10 protein-coding genes and 2 rRNA genes are annotated in these 12,439 nt (G+C 64.6%); 2 read left to right on the forward strand and 10 right to left on the reverse strand.

From position 1 onward, the window contains the following. Positions 1-8 precede the first annotated feature (8 nt). The 4 genes from mrdA to BLT40_RS15025 are packed head-to-tail and all read right to left on the reverse strand — an operon-like array spanning position 9 to position 4,598. Entirely contained in the window at positions 9-2,018 is a 2,010-nt protein-coding gene (mrdA, locus tag BLT40_RS15010) for a penicillin-binding protein 2 (protein ID WP_079521830.1), read from the reverse strand. Then, the gene (gene mreD / locus BLT40_RS15015) at positions 2,015-2,506 is read right to left on the reverse strand and encodes a rod shape-determining protein MreD (RefSeq protein WP_036116140.1); all 492 of its coding nucleotides are present in this window, start codon (positions 2,504-2,506) and stop codon (positions 2,015-2,017) included. Before mreD ends, mrdA begins: the two co-directional genes overlap by 4 nt. Beyond that, positions 2,503-3,519: a rod shape-determining protein MreC gene (mreC, locus tag BLT40_RS15020; protein ID WP_036116142.1), complete on the reverse strand. Its 1,017-nt coding sequence runs from the start codon at positions 3,517-3,519 to the stop codon at positions 2,503-2,505. The genes mreD and mreC overlap by 4 nt, the downstream gene beginning before the upstream one ends. 32 nt (positions 3,520-3,551) lie before the next feature. Further along, positions 3,552-4,598: a rod shape-determining protein gene (locus BLT40_RS15025; protein WP_036116143.1), complete on the reverse strand. Its 1,047-nt coding sequence runs from the start codon at positions 4,596-4,598 to the stop codon at positions 3,552-3,554. 281 nt (positions 4,599-4,879) lie between these two features. Between BLT40_RS15025 and BLT40_RS15030 the strand changes: the two genes are divergently transcribed. Beyond that, positions 4,880-5,815, forward strand: coding sequence for a carbohydrate kinase family protein (locus BLT40_RS15030; RefSeq protein ID WP_090354546.1), 936 nt, complete (start codon positions 4,880-4,882; stop codon positions 5,813-5,815). 163 nt (positions 5,816-5,978) lie between these two features. Here BLT40_RS15030 and glpK read toward each other — a convergent pair whose 3' ends face one another. The 4 genes from glpK to BLT40_RS15050 form a co-directional block, all read right to left on the reverse strand. Beyond that, entirely contained in the window at positions 5,979-7,484 is a 1,506-nt protein-coding gene (gene glpK, locus BLT40_RS15035; protein WP_036116145.1) for a glycerol kinase GlpK, read from the reverse strand. An 8-nt stretch (positions 7,485-7,492) separates the two neighbouring features. Then, positions 7,493-8,338: an MIP/aquaporin family protein gene (locus tag BLT40_RS15040; RefSeq protein WP_036118475.1), complete on the reverse strand. Its 846-nt coding sequence runs from the start codon at positions 8,336-8,338 to the stop codon at positions 7,493-7,495. A gap of 42 nt (positions 8,339-8,380) precedes the next feature. Beyond that, positions 8,381-9,895: a glycerol-3-phosphate dehydrogenase gene (gene glpD / locus BLT40_RS15045; protein WP_090354549.1), complete on the reverse strand. Its 1,515-nt coding sequence runs from the start codon at positions 9,893-9,895 to the stop codon at positions 8,381-8,383. A 308-nt stretch (positions 9,896-10,203) separates the two neighbouring features. After that, positions 10,204-10,974 carry a DeoR family transcriptional regulator gene (locus BLT40_RS15050; RefSeq protein WP_036116147.1) on the reverse strand — a complete coding sequence of 257 codons (771 nt, stop codon included), beginning with the start codon at positions 10,972-10,974 and terminating at the stop codon, positions 10,204-10,206. 319 nt (positions 10,975-11,293) lie between these two features. Here BLT40_RS15050 and BLT40_RS15055 point away from each other — a divergent pair, with 319 nt between their 5' ends. After that, entirely contained in the window at positions 11,294-11,860 is a 567-nt protein-coding gene (locus BLT40_RS15055) for a YolA family protein (protein WP_218124568.1), read from the forward strand. A gap of 250 nt (positions 11,861-12,110) precedes the next feature. On the opposite strand, the gene rrf is transcribed toward BLT40_RS15055, so the two are convergent. Next, positions 12,111-12,225 (reverse strand): 5S ribosomal RNA (rrf, locus tag BLT40_RS15060). 121 nt (positions 12,226-12,346) lie between these two features. Next, positions 12,347-12,439: ribosomal RNA gene (locus BLT40_RS15065) — 23S ribosomal RNA — on the reverse strand; the annotation flags it as partial.

Genomic DNA, 12,439 nt, shown 5'->3' on the forward strand with positions numbered 1-12,439 from the left:
GATCACGGTCACTGGTCCTCACCATTGTCGTCGGGCGGCTCCGCACTGCTGGCGGCACCGGCGGGCTGCACGCCCTGGGCGGGCGCGTCTTCCGGGGGCGCCGCCTCGGGCGGCGCATCGGCGGTCACGACGGGGCCGGGCGGCGCTTCGGACGGACGCGGACCACCCTCGTCGACCACCCACTGATCGAGCACCTTGCGCGCGATCGGGCCGGAATCCTGCGCGCCCCACGCGCCGGCCTCCAGCACCACGGCCACCGAGATTTTGGGGTCGTCCGCCGGCGTGTAGGCGATGAACAGCGCGCGGTGGCGCGACGCCAGATAGGCCGAATTCTTGTTCTGGTCGTAGGCGTTGGTGGTGCGCGAGAAGCGCTCGGCCGTGCCGCTCTTGCCTGCGATGACGTACGGAAAGCCAATGCCGAGCTTCTTGCCCGTACCGCCGGTGATCACCGCTTTCATCCCGTCATTGACCGTTTCCCAGTCGGCCTCCTTGCGGATCACGGAGGGACCGGAAGGCGGGAATGACTGAGCCACGCGCGGACTGTCCACACCGTCCTGCGTATCGAGGAGGAAGTGCGGCGTGTAGGGAACGCCGCGCCCGGCGAACGTCGCGACCGCGTGCGCCAGCTGCAGCGGCGTCACGGCCCAGTAACCCTGACCGATGCCTGCGATGATCGTTTCGCCCGGGAACCAGCCGGCCTTACTGCGCGACGCCTTCCACTCACGCGACGGCAGGATGCCCTCGACTTCGCCGACCAGATCGATGCCCGTCTTCTTGCCGAAGCCGAGACTCCCCATCCACTGGGAGAGGCGGTCGATGCCCATGTCGAGCGCGAGACGGTAGAAATAGGTGTTGGTCGACAGTTCGATGGCGCGGACCATGTTGACCGTACCGTTACCGCCGCGCACGTCGTCGCGATAGCAGCGCGACTGGCCGGGGATGCAGAACTCACCCGTCGACAGCACGGTGTCAGACGGCCGGCGAATCCCCATCGTGAGGCCACCGAGCGCGAGAAAGGGCTTCACGGTGGAACCCGGCGGATACACGCCGCGAAGCGCACGGTTGTACAGCGGCTTGTCGGGCGAGGTGGTCAGCGCCTTGTAGTCCGCCGAGCTGATGCCGTTGACGAACAGGTTGGGATCGAAGCTGGGCTCGCTGGCGAAGGCCAGCACCTGCCCATTGCGCGGATCGATCGCGATCGCCGCGCCCGCGCGGCCGTTGAGTCCATCCTCGGCCGCCTTCTGCAGGCGCACGTCGATGCTCAGGTAGATGTTCTTGCCCGGCGTGGGCGGCGTGGTGTCGAGCACGGCCTGCGTGCGGCCGTCCGCATTCACTTCGACCAGCTCGTAGCCCGGCGCGCCGTGCAGCAGCTTCTCGTACGAGCGCTCGATGCCGATGCGACCGATGTGCGTGGTGCCCTTGTAGGTCGCCTCTTCCTCGTCGTCCATGCGATTGAGGTCGTCCACGTCGATCCGGCTGACGTACCCGATGACGTGGGCCAGCGCCGGACCCAGCGGGTAGCGACGGGTCAGGTAAGGCACGACATCCACGCCGGGAAACCGCCAGCGATTGACGTCGAAGCGGCCGATCTCGTCCTCGGTCAGCTTGAGCTTCAGCGGCACGCCTTCGAAGCGACGACTGCCCTTCACCTGCTTCTTGAACGTGGCGATATCGTCATCGCTGAGTGGCACGATGGCGCCGAGCCTGGCGAGCATGGCGTCCATGTTGCCGACCTGCTCGGGCGTCACCTCGAGCCGGAACGCAGGTACGTTATCGGCCAGCAGCACGCCGTTGCGATCGAAGATCAGGCCACGCGCGGGCGGAATCGCACGCGGTTTCACGCGGTTCTGTTCCGAACGCGTGGCGAACTCGTCGTGGTGATTGACCTGCAGGTTGACGTACTGGCAGCACACGGCGATCAGACCCGCCAGAATCAGTGCAAAACCGGCGAGCGCGCGGCGGCGGAACAGCGCCACCTCGCCGCGGACCTCCTTGATCGAGGCGCGCCGGGTGCTCATGTTTCGTGGATGCGCAGCCGTGCGCGGAGGTCGTCCAGGATCAGGAACACGAACGGCCACAGGGCCGCGCCGACGAAGGGCGAGATCCAGTATTCCGCCGGCGGCACGGGATCGCCGCCGAGCACGCGGATCAGAAGGAGCAGCACGCGGTCGTTGAGCAACAGGGCCAGCACGGCCAGCGCCTGCTGCCACATCGGGAAGAAACGCAGCCGCGAGCGGAAGCGCAGCGCGATGAAGACCATGGCGGTAAGTCGCAGTGCCTGCTCGCCCAGCAACACACCGTCGAACAGATCCGCGCCCACGCCCAGACAGAACGCCATGCCAAGCGTGACCCGGTCGCCCGACTGCAGGCACCAGTAAAGCAGGATCAGCGCGGGCCAGTACGGCTTGAACGGCGTCAGCGGACCCGGCAACGGAATCAGCATGAGGAACAGCGACAGCAGGAGCGTCGCCGCGAACCAGAGCTGCCGGACGCGGATACGGTTCATGGCGTGCTCCCGGCCGTGGATGCGCGCGCGGGCGCGACGCGACTCGTGGTCGGCGAGGTCACCGAAGGCAGCGTCGGCGCAGGCGTCGGAACCGCGGGCGGTGCGTTCGGATCGGGTGCCATGCTGGCCGGCGGACCCGCTTCCGGCGCGAGCGACGGCGGACCCGCCGGCTCGGCCAGGTCGTGCAGGAGCAGCACGTCTTCACTGCGGTCGAGATCGGCGGCCGGTTTGGCCTGCGCGGAGAGAAAGGTTCCCGATGCGGTCTGTGCGACGTCACGGATCTCCCCCACCGGGAAGCCCGGCGGGAAGCGGCCGCCGAGGCCCGACGTGACCAGCTTGTCGCCCGCCTGCACGTCAGCCGAAACCGGAATGGTCGGCAGGGTCAGCATGTCGCCCGCACGTGAGCCATAGGCGACGGTGCGCAGGCCGGTGCGCTCGATGGTCACCGGAATGGCGTGGTTGGGATCGGTAATCAGCATGGCCACCGAGGTAGTCGGCATCACGTCGACGATCTGGCCCATGACGCCACGCGCGTCGATCACCACCTGCCCCTGCTGCACCTTGTCGCGGGCGCCGAGGTTGAGCACGATCCGGTGCCGGAACGGACCGAGGTCCACGCCGACCAGACGCGCGAGCTGCACGTTGAGCGAGAGGCTGTGCTGGGTATCGAGGAGTTCCTTCAGGCGCTGGTTCTGCTCGGCGACCGAGGCCATGCGGTTGAGCTTGGCGTTGGCCAGCAGCAGATCTTCCCGCAGGCGCTGGTTCTGCTCGGTCAGGCGCTGGCGATCGGCGAACGCCACCGTGGCCGCCTGGAAACCCTGCGATGGCAGGCCGGCGATCCGGTATACGGGTTCAATGACGATCGACAGGCCGTAGCGCACGTTGGCCAGCCAGCCGCCCCGGTGGTCGAGGACCATCAGGACACAGGCGAGGGCCAGATACACGATCAGGCGTAGCGTTCCCGCTACGCCTGGTGCGAAAAGCGGCGACTTGTCGTCGCGATTCAGCGCCACGGCCTAGCGTCCGGGCGCCGCGAGCGCGGCGGTCATTCGAAAGCGAAGAAGTCGCTGCCGTGCTGGTCGATCATCTCCAGGGCCTTGCCGCCGCCACGCGCCACGCAGGTGAGCGGGTCGTCGGCCACCTGCACGTGCAGGCCGGTTTCCTCGGAGATCAGGCGATCCAGATCGCGCAGCAGCGCGCCGCCACCGGTGAGCACGATGCCGCGCTCGGCCACGTCGGAGCAGAGCTCCGGCGGGGTCTGCTCCAGCGCCGCCTTGACCGCGGCCACGATGCCGGACAGCGGCTCGTGGAGGGCTTCGAGCACTTCGTTGGAGTTGATCGTGAACATGCGCGGCACGCCCTCGGCGAGGTTACGGCCGGAGATTTCCATCTCGCGGACTTCGCTCTGCGGGAAAGCGCAGCCGACCTCGAGCTTGATCCGCTCGGCAGTGGATTCACCGATCAGCGTGCCGTGGTTGCGACGCACGTAGTTGATGATGGCTTCGTCGAAGCGGTCGCCGCCCACGCGCACGGACTGCGAGTAGACGATGCCGTTGAGCGAGATGACCGCGACTTCCGAGGTACCGCCGCCGATGTCGAGAACCATGGAGCCACGGGCCTCGTGCACCGGAATGCCGGCGCCGATCGCGGCGGCCATCGGTTCTTCGATCAGGAACACGTCGCGCGCACCGGCGCCTTCGGCGGATTCCTTGATGGCGCGGCGCTCCACCTGAGTGGAACCGCAGGGGACGCAGACCAGCACGCGCGGGCTGGGACGCAGCATGCGCGAGCGGTGCACCTGCTTGATGAAATGCTGGAGCATCGCCTCGGTCATGGTGAAGTCGGCGATGACGCCGTCCTTCATCGGACGCACGGTGGCGATATTGCCCGGGGTGCGGCCGAGCATGCGCTTGGCGTCGCCACCCACGGCGGCGACGGCACGCGGGCCGCCCGGGCCACGATCCTGACGGATGGCCACGACCGACGGCTCGTTCAGGACAATGCCCTGCCCGCGCACGTAGATGAGCGTATTCGCCGTGCCGAGATCGATGGAGATGTCGTTCGAAAAGAGTCCGCGGAACTTCTTAAACATGATGCGGCGGGCGCCCGTTGCGGCAAAAAGTAAGCGTGGAAGTCTAGATTGGCGCCCTCCCCCACGCAAGGGCGGAGCGGAGGCGAAGAAGTTAAGAAAGTCTTGTAAGTCCGATGGATGCGAGCGAAAGGTGACGCATATCCGTAATTCTGTACGTAATCAGCAGTCGCCTCGGCGGGCGATTTTGGGTACGATCCGTCGGTTTGCCGAACCCCTCGCGTTCGGCGCTCGCGGCGGCCGGCTCACGGCCGCGCCATTCATCCTTTCAGGGTCGCCCAAGCATGACTGCCGTTATCTGCGGATCGCTCGCCTACGACACCATCATGGTGTTCCAGGACCAGTTCAAGAACCACATCATTCCGGACCAGGTGCATATCCTGAACGTGTCGTTCCTGGTGCCGGCCATGCGCCGCGAGTTCGGCGGTTGCGCCGGCAACATCGCATACAACCTGAAGCTGCTCGGCGGCGAACCGATGCCCGTGGCCACCGTCGGCCAGGATTTCGCGCCCTACCGCGCGCACCTCGAGAAATTCGGCATCCGCCTCGATGGCGTTCGCCAGTTCGACGACCAGTTCACGCCGCAGTGCTTCATCACCACGGATCTGGACAACAACCAGATCACGGCCTTCCATCCGGGCGCCATGTCCAGCGCGCACGAAAACCACGTGCGTGACATCCCGGACTATCAGTTCGGCATCGTCGCGCCGGACGGCCGCGAAGCCATGCTGCAGCACGTCGACGAGTTCGCCGCGCGCGGCGTGCCCTTCATCTTCGATCCGGGCCAGGCGATGCCGCTGTTCAACGGCGACGAGTTCCGCTCGATGATCGGCAAGGCCACGTACGTCATCGTCAACGACTACGAGTCGCAGCTGCTGCAGCAGCGCACCGGCTGGAGCGCGGCGGACATCGCGTCCAAGGTCACCGCGTACATCATCACGCAGGGTCCGCGCGGCTCGCTGATCCACGTCGACGGCCAGACGATCGAGATCCCGCCGGCACGCGAGCACAAGGTGGTCGACCCCACCGGCTGCGGCGACGCGTATCGTGCCGGTCTGATCTTCGGCATCATGAAGGGCTACGACTGGCCGACCGTCGGCAAGATGGCGTCGCTGATGGGCGCGCTGAAGGTCGAGCATCCGGGCACGCAAAACCAGTACTTCACGTACGAGGAGTTCGCGACCGAGTTCGAAAGCCAGTTCGGTTACAAGCTGGGCTGATAGCCGCTTTGTAACGTGCATAAAAAAAGGGCGACGCAGAAATGCGCCGCCCTTTTTTCGTGCAGCAAACTGTAGGAGCGCGCCCCGCGCGCGACCCACCCCGCGCGCGACCCGCCCCGCGACAAAGCCCATCACGCGCAGGGCGCACCCCCACACGGCCGCGTCAGTTCCTGGGCTTGAACCCCATCGTCGCCGTCACCGCCTGCTTCCAGCCTTCGTAGAGGTCGTCACGCGCTTCCTTGGTCATCGCCGGCTCGAACTTGCGATCGACCGCCCAGCGCTTGGCGATATCCGCACGGTCCTTCCAGAAACCGACCGCGAGGCCGGCGAGGTACGCCGCGCCCTGCGCCGTGGTTTCCTGCACCTTCGGACGCAACACCGTCACGTCGAGAATGTCCGCCTGGAATTGCGCCATGAAGTCGTTGGCGATCGCACCACCGTCGGCACGCAGCTCCTTCAGCTCGATGCCCGAGTCGATCTGCATCGCTTCGAGCACGTCGCGCGTCTGGTACGCCATCGACTCGAGGGCGGCGCGGATGAACTGTTCCTTCGTCGTACCGCGCGAGAGACCGAACACGGCGCCACGCACATCGCTGCGCCAGTACGGCGCACCAAGACCGACGAACGCCGGCACGAAGTACACACCATCGTTGTCCTTCGCGCGTTCCGCATACGACTGCGAATCCGACGCCTTGCCCAGCATGCGCAGACCGTCGCGCAGCCACTGGATGACGGAACCGGCGACAAAGATGCTGCCTTCCAGCGCGTATTCGACCTTGCCGTCCACACCCCACGCGATGGTGGTGAGCAGACCGTTCTTCGAACGCACGGCCTTCTCGCCCGTGTTCATCAGCATGAAGCAGCCGGTGCCGTACGTGTTCTTGGCCAGACCCGGCTCGAAGCATGCCTGACCGAACAACGCCGCCTGCTGGTCACCGGCGATACCGGCGATCGGCACTTCGCGGCCGAAGAAATGCTTGGCCAGCGTATTGCCATAGACCTCACTGGACGACTTCACTTCCGGAAGCATCGCGCGCGGCACGTTGAGCATCTTCAGCAGCTCATCGTCCCACTCGCGCTTGTAGATGTCGTACATCAGGGTGCGCGACGCATTGGTGTAATCGGTCACGTGCACCTTGCCGCCGGTGAGGTTCCAGATCACCCAGGTGTCGATGGTGCCGAACAGAAGCTCGCCCGCCTCGGCCCTCTCCTGCGCACCCTCGACATGGTCGAGGATCCAGCGCACCTTGGTACCGGCGAAATACGCGTCGATCAGCAGGCCGGTCTTCTCGCGCACCATCTCGTCATGGCCGTCGGCCTTGAGCTTCTCGCAGATGTCGGCGGTCTGGCGCGACTGCCAGACGATCGCGTTGTAGATGGGCTGACCGCTCTTCTTGTCCCACACCACCGCGGTCTCGCGCTGGTTGGTGATGCCGATGCCTTCGATACAGCTGGCATCTATACCGGAGCTGCTGATGACCTCGGTCATCGTCGACAGCACGCTGGTCATGATTTCGCGCGGGTTGTGTTCGACCCAGCCCGGCTGCGGGAAGATCTGGGGGAACTCACGCTGCGCGGTGCCGGCGATGTTGCCGTCGTGGTCGAAAAGAATCGTGCGAGAGCTGGTGGTGCCCTGGTCGATGGCGAGGATGTATTTCTGCTTGCTCATCTGCGGCCTCACGAAATGGTGTTGGTGGAAGATGTGCCGCGCGCCGCCTTCTGGCGCGCTTCTTCAAGCGCACGCTGACGTGCTGGCAGGAAAGGATGCACGAGCAGCTGGTAAGCGCCGCCACCGACGACACCGCCGATCAGCGGACCGACGATCGGCACCCACCAGTAGTTGTCCGGCGACGGAAGCGCCGAGGGACCCCAGCCGGCGAAGTAGGCGAACAGTCGCGGACCGAAATCACGCGCGGGATTGATCGCCCATGCCTCGAGATAGCCCATCGACGCGCCGATGGTGGCGACCAGCAGGCCGATGATCAGCGCGCCGTTGTTCGCGCCCGGAGCGGTTTCGTTGTACTGCTCGGTGATGGCGAAGATACCGAACAGCAGGAAAGCGGTAAGGATGATCTGATCGGACAGCGCGTGCATGGGCGAGACGGCCAGGCCCGGATGTGTAAAGAACACGCCCGCCGCACCGCCCGCTTCGCGGGTCAGGTTGTGCGTGGCGTTGAAATGATCGATGACCGGACCGAACAGCGCATAGACGATAGCCGCGCCGAGGAACGCGCCGATCACCTGGGCGATCCAGTAAGGCACGACTTTCTTCCAGGAGAAATCCCGGAACACCGCCAGGGCCAGCGTCACCGCCGGATTGGCGTGTGTACCGGACACCGATGCGGTCGCGTAGATCGCGATGGTCACCGCGAGACCCCAGGCGATACAGACACCCCAGTAGGCATTCAGATAGGGACTGGGATCGTAAAGCACGTACATACACGCTACGGAATCGCCGAAGGCGATGATGATGAACATCGCCAGGGCTTCGGAAATCAACTCGCCTATATTTTGTCGCATGATCCGTCTCTCCATCGGTTTCATGGCAGGGGCAGCGCGTGAGCGCTACGGGTTAATGGCGGAGCCCTTCGGGACCCGCTGATTGAGGTATTCGGTAAGACGCTTCACGTCGTCCGGACCGACGCGCAGGCCGATCTTGCTGCGCCGCCAGAGGATGTCTTCCGCTTCGGTCGCCCATTCGTGCCGGATCAGGTAGTCGACTTCGGCCTGATACAGGTCCGAACCGAAGTGTGTCCCCAGCGCATCGAGGCCATCGGCTTCGCCCAGCAGATCGCGGGCACGCGTGCCGTACATGTGCGTGAGGCGCCATGCGAAGGTCTCAGGCAGCCACGGACGTGACGAGCGGATGTCGTCGGTGAGCGCATCGATGTCGCGCTCGCCGCCACCGGGCAGCGGACGCGCATCGGCCGTCCACGCCGGCTTGTCGTTACCCAGCAGCGGGGCGAGCTTGTCGACCGCCTCTTCGGACAGCTTGCGGTACGTGGTCAGCTTACCGCCGAAGACGTTCAGCAGCGGCGCCCCACCGGTCTGATCGATGTCGAGCAGGTAGTCGCGCGTCACTTCCGAGGCGCTGCCCGCTTCGTCCTGCAGCAGCGGACGCACGCCGCTATAGCTCCAGACCACGTCGTCCGGCGTCAGCTGCTTCTTGAAGTAACGGTTGGCGGCGTCGCACAGGTAACGCCTCTCGTCGGCGTCGATCTCAGGATGCGACGGGTCGGCCTTGTACTCGACATCGGTGGTGCCGATCAGCGTGAAGTCACGCTCGTACGGGATAGCGAACACGATGCGACGATCGGGCTGTTGGAAGATATAGGCGTAGCGATGATCGAAGATTTTCGGAACGATGATGTGGCTGCCCTTGATCAGGCGCAGCGAGTGCGTGTGCTTCACGTGCACTACGTCGTCGAGGAAACTCGCGGCCCACGGACCCGCGGCGTTGACGAGCGCCCGCGCCTTGACGAAGTGGCGGGTGCCGTCGCGGGACTCGAGTTCGGCCGTCCAGCCGTCCGCGTCACGACGTGCGCTGACGCACCTGGTGTGCGTCTCCACCTTGGCGCCGCGGTGCACGGCGTCCATGGCGTTGAGCACCACGAGACGTGCGTCCTGCACCCAGGCGTCGGAATAGACGAAGCCTACCGAGAAGTCATCGCGCATCGGCTCGCCGGTGACGTGTTTGGCGAAGCGAACGCGGCGCGAGCCGGGCAACGTGCGGCGACCGCGGCCGAGATGATCGTAAAGGAACAGTCCGATACGAATCATCCACGCCGGACGCAGATGCGGCTGATGCGGAAGCACGAAACGCAGCGGCCAGATGATGTGCGGGGCCGCGCGAAGAAGCACCTCGCGCTCGGCGAGTGCCTTGCCCACGAGGGCGAACTCGAACTGCTCCAGATACCGCAGGCCGCCGTGGATCAGCTTGGTCGACGCGCTCGAGGTATGCGAAGCCAGATCGTCACGTTCACACAGCCATACCGAGAGCCCGCGGCCCACGGCGTCACGCGCGATGCCGACACCGTTGACGCCGCCACCGACTACCAGAACATCGACCTGCTCGACCATTACCCACCCCACTTGGCTGGGGGCGGCGCCTTGCTGAGGAGAGAACCCTACGCTCGGGTACGTTCGTTTTCCCTGAGGGAGCACCCGAAGGGCGCAAAAACGAACACGTCAAACCATCGGCAAGGCGTCGCCCACGTTGAAAGGAGCATATTCGAACACAAACGAACATCGCACGCTGCACTGCAGCGTACGATTTGTCCGTCATGCGAGCTGGGTAAGTCTTTCAAGGAGCGAGGGCAGGCTCGCGAGCCGTCTGGGGAGGCGCTGGGAAGCCGCGCTGGGGGCGGTGGCGCCGGCGGTGGCACCCCTCAGTCCGCCACAAACAACCGCGTACCCGCCGCCTCGATGACCGGGAGCAACGGCTCCGGTGGCGTCTTATCGGTGAACCAGGCATCCACCCGGCTGAAGTCACCCAGCCTGACCATGGCGTTGCGGCCGATCTTGGTATGGTCCGCCGCGAGGTAGACCTGGCGCGAGTGCTCGATGATCGCCTGGGCGACGCGCACTTCGTGGAAGTCGAAGTCCAGCAAGGTGCCATCCAGCTCGATACCCGAGATGCCGATGATCCCGTAGTCCACCTTGAACTGACGAATCAGCTCGATCGTGGCCTCGCCTGTCACACCATGATCGCGAGCCCGGACCACACCACCGGCGACGATCACCTCGAACGTCGGGTTCTCGCTCAGCAACAAAGCGATATTGAGATTGTTGGTAATGACACGAAGATCCCGGCGCTCGAGCAGGGCCCGTCCCACCCCCTCGTTGGTGGTGCCGAGGTTGATGAACAACGATGACCCATCGGGAATCTGGGCGGCGATAGCCGCGGCGATCCGGCCCTTCTCAGCCGCCTGCAAGGTCTGACGCGCCGCATAAGCCACGTTTTCAACACTGCTGGTAGGGGTGCTCACGCCGCCGTGGTAGCGGCGAATCAAGCCGCCGTCAGCGAGCAGGTTAAGGTCCCGCCGGATGGTCTGCGGTGCCACATCGAAGTGGCTGGCGAGTTCATCGACACCGACGAAGCCCTGGCGCTGGACGATCGCGACCAGTTCTTCCTGTCTTCGGTTGAGGCGTAAATCCATGACGTTCCCTTGTTGCACGACGCGCCGACATGATGGCGTCTAATCGGGCGCGTGTCATGTTGCACCGGCGTCGATGCGTTGACGATCGCACCTTTGCCTATTCGGCGTACTGGTGCGGCCTCTATCCGACATTCGTGCGAGAGATCAGACGCGATCCTTGTTGCGCAGTCTGTGGGCCTCGTTCGCAAGCTGCGTAACGCTGCACCGATGCGTTACTCCACATGTCGCTGCACGGTATGGCATGGCAGTGGCGTGTCTGGCACGGTACGGCCGGTCAACTTCGCACGCGACTCATGCCGCTCTATGCAAAGGATCTCCGTTGAACTCCGTTCGTTTTCTTTTCTGCACCCTGACGCTGTCCTGCACATCCGCCGTGGGTGTCCACGCACAAGATGCATTTGCCGTCCCCCGGCCGGCCATGACCGCGCTGCCGTCGTTGACCGCGACAGACGATGAGATGCACATGCCGATCGACGCGCAGTCCGTGGTGCCTGTCCCACGTTCACCCGCTCCTGGACTCTCGAGCGTCCGTATTCTCGCCGTGGGCTCGACCGCCTGCGGTTGGGAGTATCCCGATGGCAAGGGAACCACGACGTGCAATCACGGCGGCGGCGAGCTCCGTGTCGCCGTCATGGAGATCGGGTATGGATCCAATCCGATCGCATCCATGAATGGCGGACAGTTGCCGCGCTCGGCCCAATACGCGAGCACCGGCATCTGTGTCACCGGCACGCAGTACACATGGCCATGCACGCCAGGCCAGACGGTGGTCGGTTGGCTCAACGAGTACAACGTGGATGGCCACGAGTCCGGACTGTTCAAGTATCAGAACACGTCGACCAATGCACCGCACAACACGGTGTACACCCAGATCAACATTCTTTGAGCGTTGGATAAAGCGAGGCCTCTCCGGTAAGGGAGAGGCCTCAAGAACATAAAGCCCGTGGCGTTGACCTGTGACGGGTCGCGCTGCGCGCAAAAGAAAAACCCGCCCTCTAGTGAGGACGGGTGTTTCAGGATAAAGCCCCTGGCGGTGACCTGTTGCGGGTCGCGCTGCGCGCAAGAGCGCGTTCGAGGCGGAATGTCGGGCAAAGAAAAACCCGCCCTCTAGTGAGGACGGGTTTTTGGAATAAAGCCCCTGGCGGTGACCTACTCTTGCATGGCTTGAGCCACACTACCATCGGCGCATGCGCGTTTCACTTCTGAGTTCGGGATGGGATCAGGTGGTACCACGCCGCTATAGCCGCCAGGGAAGGGGTGGGAGCAGCGCATTGAGCGCCGGCTCCACAGAGGGTGTAAACGAGTGACAAGCGTCCGGGTTTTCATCGAACAGCGAGTTAAGAGATAAGACGGTGAAGCGTCTTGGGGTTATATGGTCAAGCCTCACGGCTCATTAGTACACGTAAGCTCAATGCATTGCTGCACTTCCACACCGTGCCTATCAACCACCTAGTCTTGATGGTGC

It is taken from the genome of Dyella sp. 333MFSha (genome assembly GCF_900102405.1).
Lineage (GTDB): Bacteria > Pseudomonadota > Gammaproteobacteria > Xanthomonadales > Rhodanobacteraceae > Luteibacter > Luteibacter mycovicinus.

Bases quoted from the DNA above. Each gene is read 5' to 3' on its own strand.
- mrdA (WP_079521830.1), bottom strand. From the start codon at position 2,018: ATGAGCACCCGGCGCGCCTCGATCAAGGAGGTCCGCGGCGAGGTGGCG.
- mreD (WP_036116140.1), bottom strand. From the start codon at position 2,506: ATGAACCGTATCCGCGTCCGGCAGCTCTGGTTCGCGGCGACGCTCCTG.
- BLT40_RS15025 (WP_036116143.1), bottom strand. From the start codon at position 4,598: ATGTTTAAGAAGTTCCGCGGACTCTTTTCGAACGACATCTCCATCGAT.
- BLT40_RS15030 (WP_090354546.1), top strand. From the start codon at position 4,880: ATGACTGCCGTTATCTGCGGATCGCTCGCCTACGACACCATCATGGTG.
- glpK (WP_036116145.1), bottom strand. From the start codon at position 7,484: ATGAGCAAGCAGAAATACATCCTCGCCATCGACCAGGGCACCACCAGC.
- glpD (WP_090354549.1), bottom strand. From the start codon at position 9,895: ATGGTCGAGCAGGTCGATGTTCTGGTAGTCGGTGGCGGCGTCAACGGT.
- BLT40_RS15050 (WP_036116147.1), bottom strand. From the start codon at position 10,974: ATGGATTTACGCCTCAACCGAAGACAGGAAGAACTGGTCGCGATCGTC.